15 protein-coding genes are annotated in these 20,056 nt (G+C 46.6%); 1 reads left to right on the plus strand and 14 read right to left on the minus strand.

Annotation, left to right across the window (positions count from 1 at the left end; genetic code table 11):
* The 14 genes from H626_RS11810 to map all read right to left on the minus strand — a co-directional run.
* Window positions 1–566, minus strand: a 566-nt coding sequence (locus H626_RS11810; RefSeq protein WP_211221966.1) for a hypothetical protein, incomplete at its 3' end; no start/stop codon positions are given.
* A gap of 79 nt (window positions 567–645) precedes the next feature.
* Complete coding sequence (locus tag H626_RS11330) at window positions 646–1,740, minus strand: acyltransferase (protein ID WP_156883268.1); 1,095 nt, start codon at window positions 1,738–1,740, stop codon at window positions 646–648.
* A gap of 249 nt (window positions 1,741–1,989) precedes the next feature.
* Complete coding sequence (locus H626_RS0106915) at window positions 1,990–2,847, minus strand: VOC family protein (RefSeq protein WP_027108704.1); 858 nt, start codon at window positions 2,845–2,847, stop codon at window positions 1,990–1,992.
* A gap of 2,109 nt (window positions 2,848–4,956) precedes the next feature.
* Window positions 4,957–6,846, minus strand: coding sequence for a PTS fructose transporter subunit IIABC (locus H626_RS0106920; RefSeq protein WP_027108705.1), 1,890 nt, complete (start codon window positions 6,844–6,846; stop codon window positions 4,957–4,959).
* A 329-nt stretch (window positions 6,847–7,175) separates the two neighbouring features.
* On the minus strand, window positions 7,176–8,090 hold the full coding sequence (pfkB, locus tag H626_RS0106925; protein ID WP_027108706.1) for a 1-phosphofructokinase: 915 nt from the start codon (window positions 8,088–8,090) through the stop codon (window positions 7,176–7,178).
* Between the two features lie 3 nt (window positions 8,091–8,093).
* On the minus strand, window positions 8,094–8,888 hold the full coding sequence (locus tag H626_RS0106930) for a DeoR/GlpR family DNA-binding transcription regulator (RefSeq protein ID WP_245570087.1): 795 nt from the start codon (window positions 8,886–8,888) through the stop codon (window positions 8,094–8,096).
* Between the two features lie 1,288 nt (window positions 8,889–10,176).
* Window positions 10,177–11,217 carry a LacI family DNA-binding transcriptional regulator gene (locus H626_RS0106935; RefSeq protein ID WP_027108708.1) on the minus strand — a complete coding sequence of 347 codons (1,041 nt, stop codon included), beginning with the start codon at window positions 11,215–11,217 and terminating at the stop codon, window positions 10,177–10,179.
* A 145-nt stretch (window positions 11,218–11,362) separates the two neighbouring features.
* The gene (locus tag H626_RS0106940) at window positions 11,363–12,196 is read right to left on the minus strand and encodes a carbohydrate ABC transporter permease (RefSeq protein ID WP_027108709.1); all 834 of its coding nucleotides are present in this window, start codon (window positions 12,194–12,196) and stop codon (window positions 11,363–11,365) included.
* Window positions 12,197–12,211: 15 nt separating this feature from the next.
* Window positions 12,212–13,126, minus strand: a complete 915-nt coding sequence (locus H626_RS0106945) for a carbohydrate ABC transporter permease (RefSeq protein WP_027108710.1) — start codon at window positions 13,124–13,126, stop codon at window positions 12,212–12,214.
* A 97-nt stretch (window positions 13,127–13,223) separates the two neighbouring features.
* Window positions 13,224–14,522, minus strand: a complete 1,299-nt coding sequence (locus H626_RS0106950; protein ID WP_027108711.1) for a sugar ABC transporter substrate-binding protein — start codon at window positions 14,520–14,522, stop codon at window positions 13,224–13,226.
* Window positions 14,523–14,548: 26 nt separating this feature from the next.
* On the minus strand, window positions 14,549–16,879 hold the full coding sequence (locus H626_RS0106955; protein WP_027108712.1) for a glycoside hydrolase family 65 protein: 2,331 nt from the start codon (window positions 16,877–16,879) through the stop codon (window positions 14,549–14,551).
* Between the two features lie 19 nt (window positions 16,880–16,898).
* Window positions 16,899–17,180: a hypothetical protein gene (locus H626_RS10865; RefSeq protein WP_035618881.1), complete on the minus strand. Its 282-nt coding sequence runs from the start codon at window positions 17,178–17,180 to the stop codon at window positions 16,899–16,901.
* Window positions 17,181–17,183: 3 nt separating this feature from the next.
* Window positions 17,184–17,591: an RDD family protein gene (locus H626_RS0106965; RefSeq protein ID WP_027108713.1), complete on the minus strand. Its 408-nt coding sequence runs from the start codon at window positions 17,589–17,591 to the stop codon at window positions 17,184–17,186.
* Between the two features lie 725 nt (window positions 17,592–18,316).
* Window positions 18,317–19,075 carry a type I methionyl aminopeptidase gene (gene map, locus H626_RS0106970; RefSeq protein ID WP_027108714.1) on the minus strand — a complete coding sequence of 253 codons (759 nt, stop codon included), beginning with the start codon at window positions 19,073–19,075 and terminating at the stop codon, window positions 18,317–18,319.
* Between the two features lie 411 nt (window positions 19,076–19,486).
* On the opposite strand from map, the gene H626_RS0106975 reads away from it, so the two are divergent.
* Window positions 19,487–19,939 (plus strand): flavodoxin, encoded by a 453-nt coding sequence (locus tag H626_RS0106975; RefSeq protein ID WP_027108715.1) that lies wholly within the window; start codon window positions 19,487–19,489, stop codon window positions 19,937–19,939.
* Window positions 19,940–20,056 lie beyond the last annotated feature (117 nt).

Genomic DNA, 20,056 nt, shown 5'->3' on the forward strand with positions numbered 1-20,056 from the left:
CTGTTCGAAGTTGACCGATTCTGTGTGTTTCCGGCAACTTCGCCTATATTTTCTTCAAAAGTTGGCCGATCGGCTCGCTTATGGGTAACTTCAAGCGAAATCCTGTTTGAAGTTGACCGATTCTGTGTGTTTCCGGCAACTTCACCTGTGCTTTTTTCAAAAGTTGACCGATTGGATCGCTTATGGGTAACTTCAAGCGAAATCCTGTTCGAAGTTGACCGATTCTGTGTGTTTCCGGCAACTTCGCCTATATTTTCTTCAAAAGTTGGCCGATCGACTCGCTTATGGGTAACTTCAAAGCGAATACTGTTCGAAGTTGACCGATCTTGTGTGTTTCCGGCAACTTCGCCTGTGCTTTTTTCAAAAGTTGACTGATTGACTTGCTTATGGGTAGCTTCAAAGCGAATCTTGTTCGAAGTTGACCGATCCCATGTGATTCCGGCAACTTCGCCTGTACTGTCTTCAAATGTTGACCGATTGGCTCGCTTGCTGGAAAGTTTGCAGAACAAATAAAGGTCAACTGTGTCGGATCGAAGAGGATCCGGCACAGTTGACCTATATAGCAAGCACTGATTACCCTCTACGAAAGGGATAAGCTTGACTGCAGGAGAGAAATGCGCGGCATTTCTTTCCTTATTTTAGCTATTACTGAATGGTCTCTCTTAGGAACGGTATGCGTTTCATGAGCCAAATGATGGGGATACTACCTAGGGGCACCAGGATCATGGACACGGGTATCGATAGCCAGGGTGTGAACAGGGTAGTGTTCCAGCCGGCGAGCCAAATGAAGTCCCGGATCAACACATGGACCAAGTAGACTCCGAATGAATAATTCGTAGAGGTGACGAGCAGTCTTTTGATCTGCGGGCTCGGTTTGAAATCTTTTCCTTTTGACTGGATGAAGGCAAAGGCAGCCAGTGTCATCACGAACACGTTGGGCGTCAAATATTCGTAAAACAGTGTATAATGCGAACCTTGTTGAATGGAATAGAAGGCGGTGCCGAGTATGGTGATGAGACTCGCCAGGATGCCTCCTGTGTAGAGTATGTGTCGGATCGTTTTGGATAAATCGTAGCGTGCGATGGCTGAGCCGGTCAAAAAATAGGCTAGATAGCCAAACGTTATTTCCAGTTGGATCCCTTTTTCCACCAAAGTGACATTTGACAAGACCGGGAATTGGCGCAGTGTGGGGGTCAAGATGCCCACAACGATAGCGAGGCCGATTGCGTAGAGGTGGAGGGAACGGCCTTTGGCGATGGGCCGCAGGAGTGGGACAAAGAGATAGACTTGGGCCATTTGAAACAGGAACCATAGGTGAAAATAGCCTTGGATAAATTCGAACAGGTTTTCTTCGACGGCTTCAGGTGTTACGGTTTCGGGAAGCGCCTGTGCGACACTTCGGTCGGCAAACAGGGTTTCGATGTCAATGATCCGGTTAAACAGTACATAAATGGCGGACCAGAAAATAAATGCGCGGATGAGACGGCTGATGTTCTTGGTCAAGAGTGTGTGCAGGGAGACTTCTTTGTCGGGATCCAGGAAAAAGATCCCGCTGACCATAAAGAGAAGCGGCACGCTGATGCGCGACAAGCTGTTCAAGACGTTCATGAGTTGCCAGTGCACGGACGTGATGTCCACGCGGTGAAAATCTTTGGATGTGATGTGGATGGTCAATACCATCAGTATGGCAAGCAAGCGGAGGATATCCGCATACCACAGACGTTCTCTTTTCAGTTCCATGTCTCTGTTCCTTTCCTCTATTGTTAGGCTAAGGATAGCAGACTTTTTGTCTGTTGGGGTAGTGAAAAGAATTGCGGGCAACTCGCTGAGCTCGATTCGCTTTTGTTTAGGGTCCGGTTTTGCTGCTTCAATCAACTGGTTTATATAAAAAAGAGTCTGAGACAATTGTCTCAGACTCTAATCATTTCTCAAACTTTACTTTCTAAAACGTTCTCCAAAAAAAGATCCGACGTTTGCTACAGTCTCAGGCTAGTTTGTTTGGATGCGCAGGATGATGGCATTTCCGGCGGGATCGAATGTCCGCAATTCTTGCTGGCTGTTTCGGACCACGGCCCCAATGTCTTCGAGCTGAGCGACTACCTGCTGGAATTCCGCTTTAGTGGGAATCTCCAGGGTAAACGCAGCGAGTCCGACACTGTTGGGTTCGGGTGGATTCCCCCCTTGGCTATTCCATGTGTTCAGCCCGACATGGTGGTGATAGCCTCCATGTGACAAAAATGTCGCGCCGGTCCCGTAACGGGTGGTGAGGTCAAAACCGAGTCCTTTTGTGTAAAATTCTTCGGCGGCAGCCAGGTCGTTTACTTGGAGATGAATATGTCCCATCACTGTTTCAGGTGGCAAGCCTTGCCACGGTTCGGTTGGAGCACTGTCCATAATGCTTTGGGCAGCGAGTTCTTTGGTGCCCATTTGAACAGTTCCATTATCCCACTCCCATTCTGTAGAGGGACGGTCGCGGTACACTTCGATACCATTGCCATCTGGATCGCTGAAATAGACAGCTTCGCTGACATCATGGTCGCCCCCGCCAAGTGGGATTTCTAGTTGCGCAAGGTGGCGGATGAACCGGCCCAAGTCGCCACGTGTCGGCAACAGGATCGCAAAATGGAACAACCCGGTTTCTTGCGGGTTGCGGCTAGTTGCGTTGTCGATTTCGGTCAAAGACAAGAGCGGACGATTTCCGTCGGCTGTCAATGTTGCGGTCGTGTCGGTTTGATCGAATACTTGAAACCCAAGTACGTCTTGATAAAATGCGAGTGAGCGCGCCAAGTCTGCCACGTTGAGCTGTACTTCGCCTACATATGTTACGGGTGCTTGATGAAATTTCATGAATGAGCCTCCTGATTGGTTTGTTTGTTTATTGTTTATTTGTTTTTCTACTTACTTTATATAAGTAATTGTAATTGAAATATCCGCTAGTGTCAATCAAAGAAAAAAAGGAGGCAATGCGAAATCTATCTTCACTATGTAAATAAAGAAGGTTCTGCCGAAGCAGAACCCTCCAAAAATTTTTTAACAACCAAACTCGTCGTCCACTTTATAAATGGAGCATGCGGAGAACCCTTTGGGACACTCAGCTTTGGTTAAGTGAATAAGTGACTTGATCGGGTAGTTTGTGCGCCACTGAGACGGTATTTCTTTGTTAAATGACGCGATTCGAGGTAGATGTGGACACTCAGAGTGCATTTCGCTTGTTAGTGTCGCAATCGAATTCGATGTGCGACACTTTTCTGGCTTCTGCTCGCTGAGTGGCGCGCAAGTTCTTCCTTCCGGTCTTTACAAAGAGAATCAGTGGCTGAGTGTCCCTATTCGACTAGTTAATGGACATTGCCCGAGGAAAAAACAGCTGAGTGTCCCGATTGATTTGCTTTCAGGACACTCAGCTTTCTATCATGGAATAAGTGACGTGATCGGATGGTTTGTGCGCCACTCACGTTGCTTTTCTTCGATGACTGTCGCAATTCGACTTCTTTTGCGACACTTATTTAGCTTCTGCTCATTGAATGGCGCGCAAGTCTCTCCTTCCGGTCTTTATAAGGAAAATAGGTGGCTGAGTGTCCCGATACGGCTAGGTAATGGACATTGTCAGAGAAAAAACAAACTGAGTGTCCCAATTGATTTGCTTTCGGGACACTCAGCTTTCTATCAAGGAATAAGTGACGCGATCGGATAGTTTGCGCGTCACTCACGTTGCGTTTCTTTGTTGAATGACACGATTCGACTTCTTTTGCGACACTTATTTAGCTTCTGCTCATTGAATGGCGCGCAAGTCTCTCCTTCCGGTCTTTATAAGGAAAATAGCTAGCTGAGTGTCCCGATACGACTAGGTAATGGACATTGTCAGAGAAAAAACAAACTGAGTGTCCCAATTGATTTGCTTTCGGGACACTCAGCTTTCTATTATGGAATAAATGACGTGATTGGATGGTTTGTGCGCCACTGAGACGGTGTTTCTTTGTTGAATGACACGATTCGATCCGGTAGTGGACATTCAAAACGCATTCCACTTTTCAGTTTGAATCCTTTTTTCGCACTCTCTGATTGAAACGAGTTGCGGCTTCTTGGCTCTCGGGAAAAAGATGCCGCTTGGCCATGCGCGGGATGCTCTGTCCCGTGCGGCCCTATTTTCCGGTCGAGCCAGAACAGTCGCCTTCACTCTCTGTTTGAAAATGAGTTGCGCTTTGCAGAAATGCGGTGGCTTCGCTGGGCTTCACCGATTCTGGCGAATCTTGTTCTGCCCCGCTCCAGCCCCTCATTTCTTAACGCAAAGCTTCACTCTCTGATTGAAATGAGTTGCGGCTTCTTGGCTCTCGGGAAAAAGATGCCGCTTGGCCATGCGCGGGATGCTCTGTCCCGTGCGGCCCTATTTTCCGGTCGAGCCAGAACAGTCGCCTTCACTCTTTGTTTGAAAATGAGTTGCGCTTTGCAGAAATGCGGTGGCTTCGCTGGGCTTCACCGATTCGGGCGAATCTTGTTCTGCCCCGCTCCAGCCCCTCATTTCTTAACGCAAAGCTTCACTCTCTGATTGAAATGAGTTGCGGCTTCTTGGCTCTTGGGAAAAAGATGCCGCTTGGCCATGCGCGGGATGCTCTGTCCTGTGCGGCCCTATTTTCCGGTCGAGCCAGAACAGTCGCCTTCACTCTCTGATTTGAAAATGAGTTGCGCTTTGCAGAAATGGGGTTGCTTCGCTGGGCTTCACCGATCCGGGCGAATCTTGTTCTGCCCCGCTCCAGCCCCTCATTTCTAAACGCAAAGCTTCACTCTCTGATTTGAAATGTGCTCAAAAAAGCAGACCCGACGTCCACTTCACAAAAAATATGCGATAATCTGCGATTATCTTCTATTTTTCGCTCCAGTTGCTGTAGCCGTTGTTGCTTCAGCAACTTACGGATAGAGTATGCGGAGCTTTATTCGGGTCTGAACGCTTTTTTTCGCACTCTATTTTATTTCTACTGGTTTTTTCCAGAAGCCTAGGATCACGGCTGATATCATGGTTCCGATCAGGAGTGTGAGTAAGAACAGCAAGGGATTTTCGGCTAGGGTGATCACGAAGATGCCGCCGTGTGGTGCTGGGATGGCGACGTCCCAAAACTGGGTGAGTCCGCCAGCTATGGATGCTCCGATAATAGACGATCCGATGACACGTAAGGGATCGGCTGCGGCAAAGGGTATGGCTCCTTCTGTGATGAAGGAGGCTCCTAAGACAAAGTTGGCTAGTCCCGATTGGTGTTCTTCGTCTGTAAATTTATTTCTGAATAAGAGTGCGGCTACAGCAATGGCTAATGGCGGGATCATTCCGCCGGCCATAACGGCTGCCATCAAGCTTCCGTCTCCGGTATCGGCGAATATGCCGATCGCAAAGGTGTAAGCGGCTTTATTCAACGGGCCACCCATATCGAAGGCCATCATGCCACCGAGTATGGCGCCCAGGAGGACCATGTTGGCTGTACCTAAGTTAGCTAGGAAGTCTAGCATGACATTGTTGATTCCGGAGAAGACTGGTCCGATAAGGAAGTACATCAATAAGCCGATTCCGAGTAAGCCTAATACTGGATACAGGAGGATCGATTTCAAGCCTGCAAATTGTTTCGGTACGCCACGCAGGGCTACTTTCAAATAATACATCATGTACCCAGCGACTAAACCGGCAACGAGTCCACCAAGGAATCCGGCGTTACTGGAGACTGCGAGCAGGCCACCGGTCATTCCGGGCAAGAGGCCAGGACGGTCGGCGATACTCATGGCGATATACCCAGCGAGGATCGGGATCAGGAAGTTGAATGCTGCGCCCCCGATTTCGTTGAATGCTGTGAACAAGACGCTGTCTGAACCGAATGAGCTTTCGAATAAGAACGAAATGGCTAGGAGGATCCCGCCGCCGACTACGAATGGCAACATGTGGGAGATCCCGTTCATCAAATCTTTATACAATGTCGACAATCCAGGAGCTTGGCTTGTTGCCCCTTCGTCAGCTGTCTGTTCGCCGCCTTCTGCTCGGTAGATCGGAGCGTCTTCGTTCAGTGCTTTGGTGATCAGTTCTTCTGGTTTGTTGATGCCTTCACTGACGGGCCGTTCGAGTACGGCTTTGCCGTTGAAGCGGTTCATGTCGACTTTTTTGTCGGCCGCCACGATGACCCCTTTTGCACGTTTGATTTCATCTGCTGTGAGGCGGTTTTTTACCCCATCGGACCCGTTTGTTTCAACTCGGATCGCTACGCCCATTTCTTTGGCTTTTTTCTTGAGGGCATCTTCAGCCATATAGGTATGCGCAATGCCTGTTGGACATGCGGTGACAGCAACAACGAATGGTTTTTCACCGGCTGTTTCTGTGCCGGTAGCTGCTTCACTGGTGCCTGCTTCTTCGGCTTCATTTTCCGTTTCTCTTTTTTCAAAAACTGCTTGGACTTCTGCAGGTGTCTGGGCTTGTTTCAACCCTGTGATCACTTCTTCATTGACCAGCGAACGGGAAAGGGCCGCTAAGACTTCTAGATGAACATTGTTGCCGCCTTCAGGAGCTGCGATCATGAAGAACAATTCGGCTGGCTTGCCGTCGAGCGATTTGAAGTCGACGCCTTTTTTACTTTTGGCGAAAACGACTGCCGCTTCTTTGACAGATTCATTTTTTGCATGCGGCATCGCGATCCCGTCTCCAAGTCCGGTAGACGTCTGAGCTTCGCGTTCCATGATCCCGCCTTTAAAGGTTTTCGGATCAGTTATTTTTCCGTGTTCATACAAAGAAGCAATCATTTCATCAATGGCGCCTTCTTTAGAAGTCGCTTGTAAATCGAGGATCATGAGATCGTTCAATAAAACATCTTGAATTTTCATCTGATTCATTCCTTTCTTCTATAAGTAAGTATATAAGTGCAGAGAATTTGTCCTACTATGAAACGAGTGGATGGTTTGTGCGCCACTGAGACGGCGTTTCTTCTTTGAGTGTCGCTATTCGAGGCAGTGGCGGACACTCAGTGCGCCTGCCGATTTTCACTGGCGCGATCCGACTGCTTGCGCGACACTTTGGTATCTTCTGCTCGCTAAGTGGCGCGCAAGTCTCTCCTCCGGTCTTTACAAGGAGAATGGTTGGCTGAGGGTTCTGATTCGAGTCACTAGTGGACATTCAGTCCCTCACCATGGTGCATTCAGCTAGTCGTCGCTCTTTAGTCTACTTTTTTGATCGCGACGGTTTGATAGACTGCTTGGATCTGTTCGTGGGTGGCCAGGTCTTCTTGGTAGGCTGTGGCGGAGCCACATGCCACACTCATTTTGAAGGCTTCTAGTGGATCGTGTGTCTGGCTGTAGGTTCCCACAAATCCTGCGATCATGGAGTCACCGGCGCCGACGGAATTGATGACGTCTCCCGGTGCGGCTTGTCCCTGCCAGATTCCTTCAGGTGTAAACAACAATGCCCCTTTGTCAGCCATTGAAATGAGCGCAAATTGCGCACCGCGCTCGAGCAGTTCTCTTCCGTGCTGGTAGATTTCTGCATCGGATAGCGTCTCTTTTCCCACCAATTCAGCCAGTTCATGGTGATTCGGCTTGATGACCAAAGGCCCCTGCGGAATGGCGGCTTCCAGCTCTTCACCGGTCGTGTCGATGACAAAGGGAATGCCGGCGTCAGTGAGCTGAGCAATGAGTTGCGCGTAGAAATCGTTCGCGACGCCAGCGGGCTTACTGCCGGATAGGACGACGATGTCCGTCGGTTTGAGCGCATGGAGCTGGTGCTTCAAAGCTTCCTGCTCGTCTGCAGCGATCGTCGGGCCGGCACCGTTGATTTCCGTTTCACCGGCGGATTTGATTTTGACGTTGATGCGTGTGGTCCCGGCTACCGGGATGAAATCGGTGCGAATGCCTTCTGTTTGAAGCGTTTCGTCGAGAAAGCGCCCCGTGAAGCCGCCCACATAGCCGAGTGCGGTCGTGTCGATGTCCAGCTGTGTCAAGATACGCGACACGTTGATGCCTTTCCCACCCGGCAATTTCCGGTCGTCCGTCATGCGGTTCAGCGCGTTCAGTTGCATATCGTCGACGTACGTAATGTAATCGATCGATGGATTGAGCGTTACTGTGTAAATCATCTGTCAAGCCTCCCAAATCATAGTTTTATCGTCCAGATCCAGCCGTTCGATCCACGGATTGCCCGCAGTCGTGACCAGAATCGCATCGTCCAGCTCGCATACGCGGACGAAATGGACCTTATCGAATTTCGACGCATCTGCCAGAACGTAGCTTTGATTCGCCTGTTGGAGCGCCGTTTTTTTCAACGCCGCTTCCTCCACATCCGGGGTCGTCAGTCCGTAGGTGGAATGGATCCCGTTCATACCCAGAAAGGCGTCCGTAAACTGGTACTGCTCCAACTGGGCGCTGGCTGTGGCGCCTACGACCGCTTTCGTCTTCGGTTTGATCTGCCCGCCGATCAAAATGGTGTTGACGCCCTTTTCCACCAGCGCCACTGCATGGGGGATCCCATTCGTGACCACCGTCACCTTTTTGGCAGCAAGAAATTCGATGCATTCATAGGTGGTGGAGCCGGCATCCAGATAAATGGTTTCCCCATCTTGGACCGTGCTGACCGCTTTTTTCGCGATCAGGCGCTTATCGTGAACGTTTTTGATAGTTTTATCTTCCATCGCTTCTTCTTCATCGATCGTATACTTTTTCTTGGCGCCTCCGTGGATCCGGATGAGCTCTCCTTCCGCTTCTAACGTTGCCAGGTCACGCCTCACCGTTGATTCCGAAGCATCTAACTGTTCGACTAATTCTTTCGATTTAACGACTTGTTGTTTTTCCAACAAGGCCAAAATAGCTGCCTGCCGTTCCTCTGTAAGCATTTCCATCACCTCTTCAAAATCAGTATAGCATTCACAAACAATCATATCAATCAATAACAGTCAAAACCCTTCATTTTTTTTAGCTCATCTGCACAAGCAACCTAATTTCGAGACACTCAGCTCTCAATCATGGAACAAGTGACCCGATCGGATTGTTTGTGCGCCACTGAGATGGGCGTTTCTTTGTTGACTGTCGCGATTCGAGGCGGTGGTGGACACTCAGAGCGCCTGGGGGGTTTCAGTGTCGCGATCCAACTCGATGTGCGACACCTTTTTAGCTTCTGCTTGTTAAGTGGCGCGCAACTCTCTCCTTCTGGTCTTTACAAGGAGAATGGCTCGCTGAGTGGCGCTATCGAGCTGTTTCCCGGACACTCAAGCCTTCGATTATCGACTAAATGACCGGATCGGATAGCTTGCGCGCCACTGAGCTGGTGTTCCTTTATTGACTGTCGCGATTCGAGGCAGTGGTGGACACTCAGAACAACTGCCGATTTTCAGTGTCGCGATTCGACTCGATGTGCGACACTTTTTTAGCTTCTGCTTGTTAAGTGGCGGGTAAGTTCCTCCTTCTGGTCTTTACAAGGAGAATGGCTGGCTGAGTGTCGCGATTCAATCCACTAGGGGACACTCAGAGCCACCTGCCGATTTTCAGTGGCGCAATCCGACTTCATTCCCGACACTTCTGTAGCTTCTGCTAGCTGAGTGGCGCGCAATCTCCTCCTTCCGGTCTTTACAAGGAGAATGACTCGCTGAGTGTCGCGATCGAGTTGCTTCCCGAACACTCAGCCTTCGATCATGGACTAAGTGACCCGATCGGATTGTTTGCGCGCCACTCCGATGGGCGTTTCTTTGTTGACTGTCGCGATTCGAGGCGGTAGTGGACACTCGGAGAGTATTTCTCTTGACTGTTACATTGCATAACGAAAAGGCTAGGACAAAAGTCCCAGCCTTCCCTTATTTTATGAATTTCACCATCTTAACGCAAAGCTTCGCTCTCTGTTTGAAATGAGTTACGCTTTGCAGAAATGCGGTTGCTTCGCTGGGCTTCACCGATTCTGGCGAATCTTGTTCTACCCGGCTCCAGCCCCTCATTTCTTAACGCAAAGCTACACTCTCTTTTTGAAATGAGTTACGCTTTGCAGAAATGCGGTTGCTTCGCTGGGATTCACCGATTCTAGCGAATCTTGTTCTACCCGGCTCCAGCCCCTCATTTCTTAACGCAAAGCTCCACTCTCTTTTTGAAATGAGTTACGCTTTGCAGAAATGCGGTTGCTTCGCTGGGATTCACCGATTCTGGCGAATCTTGTTCTGCCCGGCTCCAGCTCCTCATTTCTTAACGCAAAGCTCCGCTCTTTGTTTTTCGTTCTGTTGTTGTTTCTCGTATTGTTAGTACGTGTGGTACAAAGATGTGTTGTCGTTCGATTTCTTCATTGAGTATAAAGCGGCTGAGTAATGTTGCTGCTTGATAGCCAATGTCTTTCATGTTTTGGGTAACTGTTGAGAGTGGTGGTGTGAGATATTGTGCCAGGGTAATGTCATCAAAGCCAACTACAGAGATGTCTTCGGGGATGGTTTTCCCCGTTTCTTTGATTGCTTTCATTACACCGATCGCCATGATATCACTGGCACAAAAAAATGCTGTCAGGTCCGGATAGTTTTTCAACAAGTCCAGCGCCATCATCTGTGCGATATCTTCACTAAAGTTAGCGTATTGGATGAGCTCTTGGCGAACTTCTATTTGTCTCTCCTTTAAGGCTTTGCGGTAACCGGCTTCTCTATTGACGGTAACTTTTGCTTCCTTCCGTCCATTCATCAGCGCGATATGCTCGTGCCCTAGTGAAAGCAGGTGTTCTACTGCTTCATAGGCAGCCTGTTCATTATCCACGGAGACTGAACCAACGTGATCGCCTGCGATTTCTATATCGACTAGGACGATCGGGATGGAACTTTTCTCGATTTCTTTGATGTACGGGTCATCGGTTTTCAACCCTTGGATCACGGCACCCGATATATCTCTTTCATTCAAAAACTTCTGCAAACTTTTTTCTTTTTGTTGTTCTGTCGTGATTGGGATCAAGAAAAATTCAAAATCCGTTTCCTGTGTATACTGATAAACACCTGAGAGGATATCCATACTTAAATTCGCTTTGTTGTTGAGTTCCAAGTTGTTCAACAGCAGGGCGATGTTTCGCTTTTTCTTTGAAGAGAGCGAGCGTGCAGATAAGTTGGGAGTATATTCGAGTTCATCAGCGATCCTTAGTACTTTTTGTTTAGTCGCTTCGCCAATATCTGTATAGCCGTTAAATACACGCGAAACCGTTCCGATCGATACGCCTGCCTGTTTAGCTACATCTTTGATTGTAATCTTTTTCAACTGACCCCGTCCCCTCTTATCCAAATTATCTGTTTTGAAAAATGAAAACTGTTGGCTTTACTTTTATTTAAACCTGTCTATTGTATTATACAAAAAATCGGTTTGCTTTTCGCTCTTATTCACGAAATCCAAAAAAACTGTGTCTCTATTTCTCGCCGTCCATTCTTACCCCTTGCAAGAAGTACTTATTGAATATGATGTACAAAATGACTATGGGAATGATGGTGATAACGCTGGCGGCCATTGTATAGTCCCAGCGTACGCCTCCATCTTGCCCTTGGAAGGTCTGGAGCCCTAATGTCAGTGTGAATTTTTGCGGACTGGATAAATAGAGCATGGGTTTCATAAATTCGTTCCAAAAGCCCATGAACACAAAAATCGCTTGTGTGGATATGGACGGTTTCGCAAGTGGCATGACGATCCGGAAGAATGTTTGGAATCTTCCTAATCCATCGATAGCCGCAGCTTCTTCAACATCGACTGGGAAGTTCATGAAAAATTGACGCATCATAAAGATGTTTCCCAAGTTGATCGCTGCGGGAAGGATCAGCGCTGTGAAACTGTCCAGCATGCCCAAGTTGCGTAAAATCAAATAATTCGGGATCAGCAATACTTGCGCAGGAACCATGATCAAGGCTAGAAAGCCATAATAAATGCGGTATTTCCCAGGGAAGTTCAAGCGGGCAAGTGCGTACCCGGCCATTGTGTTCAAGAAAATATTGATCGTCGTTCCGACTACAGACACGATGACAGAGTTCAAGAACCAGCGTGAAAAGAGTGAGGAGCGGCCAAAAATATATTCGTAATTCGCTGTGGTAAATTCATTCGGGAGCAAACTCAGATCTCCTCCGACGATCTCTCGAAACGGTTTAAAGGAGGCGGCAACTGCCCATAAGAATGGATACAATGTAAAAAATGCATAGATTATCAGGACCGTGTACATAATGATATGGATGATCGGCAATTTATTTTTCTTCATATTCCTTCTCCTCCTTTAACTATTTCTGTTGTTTACTTTTTCAGCAACCAATGAGACGACAAAGATAATGAGTGCCAACATGATGGCCAGTGCCGAAGCATAGCCCATCGAATTCATTTGTCCGAAAGCATACTGGTAAATCATCAAAGCCACCGTTAAAGTCGAGTTGGCCGGACCACCAGATCCATTGGAAAAAATATATGCCTGGTCAAACATTTGAAATGTCCCAATGATGCCCATCAACACAACATAAGTAGTAATCGGTCTCAAATAGGGGACTGTGATATACAGCAATTTCTCCCAAGAAGAAGCTCCATCAATTTCAGCTGCTTCATAAAGTGATTTTGGCAAATCGACGAGCGACGCTAGATAAATCGTCATGAACATCGGGACCGTTGACCATACGTTCATGACCATGATGACTTTCAAGGAATATTCCGGATTTTGTAAGAAGTTGATCGGTTCGCTCAACAAGCCAACGTTTAACAATAGTTCATTTACAGGTCCGTAGACATTGAAGATGAACATGAAAATCAGCGTCAAAGCTGAACTGGATGTTAATGTTGGGAGAAAATAGATCAGGCGGAACATCTTTCTTCCTTTTAACTTATCACTAGCCAATACAAAAGCGACCATCAATGCGGCAATGGTTTGCGCCGGGACAACAACGGCAGAAAATGTCGCTGTGTTTTTTAGAGCAATCGCTGCGCGTCCATCAGTGAACATCCGAGCGTAGTTTTCGATTCCAGTAAAAGAATACGTACTTGCGTATAAGTTCACGTTGTTGAACGATAAGTAAAGGGAAAACAAAATGGAAACGACAAAGAATACGAGTGAAATAAGTAGTGCGGGTGCTAAGAACGTATACGCCTGAAACCATTCCACTAAACGTGATTTGCTCACTCTTGATTTCTTACTGTTCGCTTTCATGATTCAACCTCCTAAAAACAATTTGACTTCATAATAAAAAACAGGTATTTGTAGCTACATTTATTCAGCTACAAATACCTGGATATGATTACTCAGCTTAATTTGCGGCTTCGATATCTGAGTTTGCTTGACTGTTGGCTTCTTCCATAGCTGCTTCCCATGATTCTTCACCGTTCATAACTGTTGGTAGGTAGTTATTGAAGGCATTGGATACTGTGGTCAACGTTACGCCGTCTTGCCAAGGAGAAGCGAATTCCCATGCTTCTAAGTGGATATTCAAGTCAGGATTACTTGTGATGTCTGCAGCTTCTGCTACATCTTGTCTACTTGGTAATGTGCCTGTACCTTCGACCCATTCTTGCATGCCTTCTGCTCCCGTTGCGTGTTGGATCCATAAATCAGCTAATTCACTTTCTTCTGTTCCTGCATATTTTCCCCAACCTACAGAGAACATCATAGAACCTTGTTCGTCTTTGTATGTCGGCATTTCTTTTACAGTGAAATTGACATCGGAAAATTCGTTGTTCAATGTTTGATAAACCCAGTTTCCTTCATCCATGATCGCGATTTTACCGATTCCGAACGCTTCGCCATTCCAGCCTGTACCAATATCTTGCGGAGTGACATAGGCTCCGGTATCTTTCAAATCGGTAAGGATCTGTAAGTTTTCGATCACTGCCGGATCATTCAAGTTGGCCAAACCGTCTTCAGTGATCACATCGCCGTCTCCACGTTCCATCAGGTGATACGTACGCGATAGTTCCGGTGTGTAACTCATTGCAAAGACATCGTCATCTGGATAAGCTTCATCAATTTTTTCCTGGAATCCAGGCAGCCAGTCTACATATTCTTCTAGCGAACCAGGGACCTCATCGATAGAAACGCCGGCAGCTTCAAATATATCTTCATTTAAGTAAAGTGATAAAGTTGACATGTCTTTTGGTATGGCGTAGAGTCCACCTTCGTCATTTGAGAAGGCTTCGATCAAGGTATCGTAAAAAGCATCCACTTCAAAAGACTCTGGTTCCAATTCCATTAACGTGCCTTGCTCTTCAAAGAAGTCAAACATGGATACATCTACATAGAAGACGTCTGGAGCCGTTCCACCGATCAAGTCTGTCTGGATTTGAGTATTGTAATCCGTGTATACTTTTTTCTCGATTGCTGCGCCTGTTTCTTCTTCAAACTGGCTGATCAATGAATCGAGAGAAGATTCTTCCGCATCATTTCCGCCCCATACACCTAGTGTCAGTGTTTTTCCTTCTGTTTCTACAGCACTGGTATCTGCATTATCCGTATCTGTTTCTTCGCCAGCTCCTCCACAGGCCATCAATGTCAAAGCCGTTGCTGAACTGATAACCGTTAATCCTAGTTTCTTGGTGAATAATTTACTCATTTTGCTTCCTCCTCATAATGTGGGTTTTATTTTGTTAGTAATACCGTAGTTTTATCCAGCACTGTGTACTGTTTGCCAAATGACTCAAACTCGATTGCTTCAGTTTGTGTTTTGTTGGTCAGTGTCATTTGTTCTTTATCGATCGAAACTTCTATTTCATTGCCATGCCAATAGATGCTATAGGTCAACCCCGTCCATTCATTCGGTAAGGAGGGTTCGATACGTAACTCCCCATTCAAACTTCTTACGCCACCAAACCCGAACACGACTGCTTGCCAGATCCCGCCAAGAGAAGCTGCGTGGATCCCTTCATTCGAAGTCGTCATGACCGGTCCCATGTCGATAAAGCGGGCTTTTTTGAACAATTCGTAGGCTCGTTCTGCATAACCTAGGTCCGCAGCCAAAGTCGTATGTGTGGATAGGGACAAGGATGAATCGTGCATGGTTTTCGGTTCATAATAGTTCCAGTTTTTATCCTTGGTATCTTTTTCAAATTGATCTTCAAAGAGATACAAGAGCAATAATACGTCCGCCTGTTTAGTGATCTGCATATCGTTCACTCGTTCCAGATTATAATCATGGAACAATCCGCCTACAAAATCTTGCGCTTTGTATTTGGTCAAGTCGATCACTTCTTTTGTTAAGTAGGTGTCATCTTGCGGGATGATCCCGTCTTCGTTTGGTTGAGGGACGAATAGTTTCGCCAAAGTTGCTTTGAGCTTGTCTGCTAGATCCGCTAAATCGAACTGTTCATCCAGCCGTTTTTTAACGGTGGGCCTCGTTTTCAGCTCTTCCATTACTTCCAGCGCCTTTTCCATGTTCCAGCGGGCGATATAATTGGTGAAGGCATTGTTGTCCACATGTTCTTTATACTCGTCGGGACCGATCACTCCTTTGATGCCGTACTGATCTTTGCTTTCACCATATTCTACCCGACTGGTCCAGAATTTGGCGGTGTCCAGTAGGATCTCATACCCTTTTTCATCCATAAAGGTTTGATCTTGAGTGGCTTGGTTATATTGATACACACCGTAGGCAACGTCACCCGTAATGTGCTGCTCGATGAAACCCGACCAGATTTTTGTCGCTTTGCCGGTAACAATGTCTGCCGCTCCCCAGACGGGTGTAGTTTCGCCATCTTCGATCCAGGCAGCTTCCCAAGGATACTGGGCGCCTTCGTAGTCGTTTCCGCTAGCCTTTTTGTGGGCGCCTTCCAATCCGTGGTAACGATATTCCACTAAGCTTTTGGCGATGTCCGGATGTGTAAAGGTGAAATAGGGTAGGACGAAAATTTCTGTGTCCCAGAACGTGTGGCCTTTGTAGCCTTCTCCGGTCAGTCCTTTTGCCCCGATATTCATGCGTTCATCATGGGCAGGCGTCATGCAGTGCAGGTGGTAGCGGGCAAAATTAATGGCCAGCTGATCTAATGGATCCGGCGATTCGATTTGGATCGGTGCCACTTGCCAGACTGGTTTTTCCCATTCCTTGTGACTTTCCTGAGCTAAACTGTCGTAGCCCATTTCTTTGACTTTTTTCAGTTCAGCGACAGCCAGTTCTTCAATTTCTTCAGTCGGGTGGTTTATATGTTCCTTGTCTCGTGTAGTATGGATAGAGGAGATTTTCTCGATCGTGAGCGTCTCGCCTTTTTCGATCGTCGCCCAATAGAGATTTTCTACTTTCCTACGCGGCATTTCAATACGGGAGCGCAATGGTCGGCTTTCTGCATTCAGTTTGAACTGATGAGCTGTCGTCAAAATGAAATCGATGTTGGACTGCAGCGTCGTAGAGGTCATTTGCATCGTATCTTTTCCCTTTAAACGTTTTTCCCCTTCATGAAAATGCTGCGAGCCGCTGTTTGTCATACGCCCGTCGATGCCGGAGATGATTTCTACTGCCGCTGCTTCATTGAGGGCTTTCACTTCCATTTTTTGTCCAATGATGTGCAGTCTTTTTTTAGAGACGAAGCGGGAAAACTTCCACTCCACTTCGGTTCCCTTCGGAGAAACCCAGATAAAGGTCCGAGTCAATTCTCCTGTTTGTAAATTCAAGCGTCTTTCATATTGTTTCGTTTCCCCTGTTGTCAAATCGAGTAGTTCTCCATTGACTCTTAGTTGCATCTGTATAAAATCGGGCACATTCGGTAATTCGGTCACTTCTTTTTCATCAAACTTGTTAAACGTTCCCGCTACGAAGGTATCGCGTGTTTCACCTATGTAGTTTTCTTCAGTCGCTGCTCGGATGCCCATATAACCGTTTCCCTGCGCTAAAATTGTTTCGTATTTCCCTAACCACTCTTTATTAAAATAGTTTTCACCGATCGACCATGAATCGTCGTAGTATTTTACACTTGAGTTCATTCTTAGCCTCCTACATAATTTATCTTCCATAAAAGTACGTGTTGGAACGAAAGATCAAAACGATCAATCCCATTAATATGATCCCAATGACTAGTGCAATCTTTATTCCCAGAAACAAATTGAGTAGGAGAATGCCCAGTGCAAAGAGTGCATATGTTTTTAAAACTTTATTCATTTCATAATGATTTTTATAAGTTCGAGCAATGAGATACACTGCGATCAGCGTGACAAAAAACAAAGCGAGTATCGGGCGACTATCCATTTGAGCAAACGCATTTTCTGTTAAAAAATCTGCACCCATCTTTTATCCCCCTACTTTCTCTTGTACATCCATCAACACGTGACTGCCACCGATCCAATCATGGAGAGTGGTTTTCTTCCAAATAAATAAGCCGACACTGAGCAGTGTAAATACAAAGCCAAAATGGGGTATGAAATAAAGCATTTTGGGAAATTCTCTCAGTCCAACTATTGCCAGGTCATTGTGATCATGCATATAGACCGTCCGTTGTTTAGAAAAGAACTTTCCTACTGTTTTCCCACCAAAGGCGCTCCCAGCAATAGCGAAGTACAGAACCATAAACAGTTGAGCCACGATGTCCGCCATTTTGAATTCTAAGCCAAAAACCACTTGAAGCAACAGAATGGACGGAAAATAGATTAGTATCGCATCGATTATAAACGCCAATACTCTCAATAGTGCTTTAGCCATAGTATCCCTTCTCCAATTAAAGATTTATCTGATTTACTAAAACGTTTTTGCTACAAATTCATAATACCATGCTTATTTCAAATTGCAAGCGCTTTATTAAGTGTTTTTCTATTTGTTTTTATGTAAAACCAATGAAAACTTGTTCTGTAGCTAAAACGTTAAAGTTAAATCTTTTTATTTTTCCCAACTCCATTATCGGTTCGGGGATGCGCGCAACTCAGATGACATTTCTTTGTTGAGTGTCGCGATTTGAGGCAGTGGTGGACACTCAGAGCACCTGCCGATTTTCAGTGGCGCGATTCGACTCGATGTGCGACACTTTTTTAGCTTCTGCTTGTTAAGTGGCGCGCAACTCTCTCCTTCCGGTCTTTACAGGGAGAATGGCTCGCTGAGTGGCGCTATCGAGCTGTTTCCCAGACACTCAGCTTTCAATCATGGAACAAGTGACCCGATTGGATGGTTTGCGCGCCACTGAGATGACATTTCTTTGTTGATTGTCGCGATTCGAGGCAGTGGTGGACACTCAAAGCGCCTGGCGGTTTTCAGTGTCGCGATTTGACTCGATGTGCGACACTTTTTTAGCTTCTGCTTGTTAAGTGGCGCGCAAATCCTTCCTTCCGGTCTTTACAGAGGGGGCGACGCGCTCACTGTCCGGATCGCCCTCTCTATAATCTTTCCCAAACTAAAAAACTACCTGAACAGTATTCTATTCAGGTAGTTTCTATTTATATTTCTTCGTCTTGGCTTGTGAGGATTCTCGGTCCTTTTTTGGTAATCGCCAAGGTGTGTTCGTACTGGCAGCTCAATCCGCCGTCTTGTGTACGCGCGGTCCAGCCGTTGTCATCCATTTTAGATTTCCACGTTCCGGTGTTGATCATCGGCTCAATGGTGATCACCATGCCTTCTTTCAAGCGCATTCCTTTGTGCGGTTCGCCGTAATGCGGAACGCTCGGAGCTTCGTGTAAAGTTGGCCCAATGCCGTGGCCGACAAACTCGCGGACAACGGAAAAGCCTTGTGCTTCGACGTACGTCTGGATGGCGTGGCCGATGTCTCCGATACGGTTGCCGACTTGTGCAGCTTCAATGCCTTTGTATAAAGCGGTGCGGGTGACTTCCATTAGTTTTTTGACTTGTTCGGTTGGTTCGCCAACTGCGTAACTCCAACAAGAGTCCGACAATGCGCCTTTGTAGTTGATGACCATGTCGACTTTGATCAGGTCGCCGTTTTTCAAGACCAGTTTGCGGGGGAACCCATGACAAATTTCGTCGTTGACGCTGACACAGGTCGAATATTCATAGCCTTCGAATCCTTTTTGTTCAGCGATGGCCCCTTTTTCTTCTATAATAGCTTCCACAAATTTTTCAATGTCCCAACCCGTGATGCCCGGTTTGATAAACTCGCGTAAACGGCGGTGGATCTCTGCCAGTACTGCGCCAGATTCCGCCATAGCATCAATTTCGCGGGGTGATTTTAATGTAATCACAATTCATTCCTCTTTTCTCCTAATTTACTCGTCTTTATTTATTATAGCGCATTTTTTGGTTTTTTAAAGGGGAAAGCCGTCATTTGCTTTCCATCACCAGATTTTGCCAGTAGCCTATTCTTTGAGGTAGCTTTTCTTTCAGTTGGAAACATTCTCTACAGGAAGAACTGCTACGCATTTCTTTTCTTCTTTGCCAATGTTAAAAAATTGGCTAGCTGATCAGAAATCGAGCGATTGTTGAATCGACCATCCCCTAGGTCAACATAACCTACTCAGTATGAAGAGATAGCCCGGTATCATCAGGTACTGTTCCATTTTCCAAGAAACGAATTGCATTGGTATCTGGAAATGATTTTTGGTATACTTATGGGTGAAAATTCGATAGGAATCGAGAAATGAGGAGTGATCAGTATGCCTTCTGCTTTAATCGTTTATGCGAGTCTGACGGGCAACACGGAACAATGCGCGGAAATTGTGATGGAATCGTTCGAAAAGTTGGGCGTGGATGTGGAAATGGTCGAGAGCATCCAAGTCGACCCGAGCGAGTTTGAAGGGGTGGACATTTGCGTGGTCGGGACGTATACATACGGAACGGACGCAAATTTACCAGATGAGATTTTAGACTTTTATGAAGAATTAGAGGAAATCGATTTAACGGGAAAAGTGTTTGGAACATTTGGCTCAGGCGATACGTTTTATGAGAAATACTGCCAATCCGTAGACGACTTCACGGAGCAGTTTTTAAAAACAGGCGCTACCCAAGGTGCCGAAAGTGTCAAAGTAGACTTGGATCCAGAAGAGGACGACACTACCAACCTCCAAGCCTTCGCAAAAAAACTCCTCGAAGCCCATACCCAAAAATAGGAAAGCTTTTCTTCCTGTTCTGACTCCGTAAAAAATAGGACTTCCACCCCCGAATGAGCATCTTGCGCAATGGGGTGGAAGTGTCTTTTTTTACGCCGAGTCAAGGAAGAAAAGCTG

This window comes from Lacticigenium naphthae DSM 19658, assembly GCF_000425865.1.
Taxonomy (GTDB): domain Bacteria; phylum Bacillota; class Bacilli; order Lactobacillales; family Carnobacteriaceae_A; genus Lacticigenium; species Lacticigenium naphthae.

Bases quoted from the DNA above. Each gene is read 5' to 3' on its own strand.
- H626_RS11330 (WP_156883268.1), bottom strand. From the start codon at position 1,740: ATGGAACTGAAAAGAGAACGTCTGTGGTATGCGGATATCCTCCGCTTG.
- H626_RS0106915 (WP_027108704.1), bottom strand. From the start codon at position 2,847: ATGAAATTTCATCAAGCACCCGTAACATATGTAGGCGAAGTACAGCTC.
- H626_RS0106920 (WP_027108705.1), bottom strand. From the start codon at position 6,846: ATGAAAATTCAAGATGTTTTATTGAACGATCTCATGATCCTCGATTTA.
- pfkB (WP_027108706.1), bottom strand. From the start codon at position 8,090: ATGATTTACACAGTAACGCTCAATCCATCGATCGATTACATTACGTAC.
- H626_RS0106930 (WP_245570087.1), bottom strand. From the start codon at position 8,888: ATGATTGTTTGTGAATGCTATACTGATTTTGAAGAGGTGATGGAAATG.
- H626_RS0106940 (WP_027108709.1), bottom strand. From the start codon at position 12,196: ATGAAGAAAAATAAATTGCCGATCATCCATATCATTATGTACACGGTC.
- H626_RS0106945 (WP_027108710.1), bottom strand. From the start codon at position 13,126: ATGAAAGCGAACAGTAAGAAATCAAGAGTGAGCAAATCACGTTTAGTG.
- H626_RS0106950 (WP_027108711.1), bottom strand. From the start codon at position 14,522: ATGAGTAAATTATTCACCAAGAAACTAGGATTAACGGTTATCAGTTCA.
- H626_RS0106955 (WP_027108712.1), bottom strand. From the start codon at position 16,879: ATGAACTCAAGTGTAAAATACTACGACGATTCATGGTCGATCGGTGAA.
- H626_RS10865 (WP_035618881.1), bottom strand. From the start codon at position 17,180: ATGGGTGCAGATTTTTTAACAGAAAATGCGTTTGCTCAAATGGATAGT.
- H626_RS0106965 (WP_027108713.1), bottom strand. From the start codon at position 17,591: ATGGCTAAAGCACTATTGAGAGTATTGGCGTTTATAATCGATGCGATA.
- H626_RS0106975 (WP_027108715.1), top strand. From the start codon at position 19,487: ATGCCTTCTGCTTTAATCGTTTATGCGAGTCTGACGGGCAACACGGAA.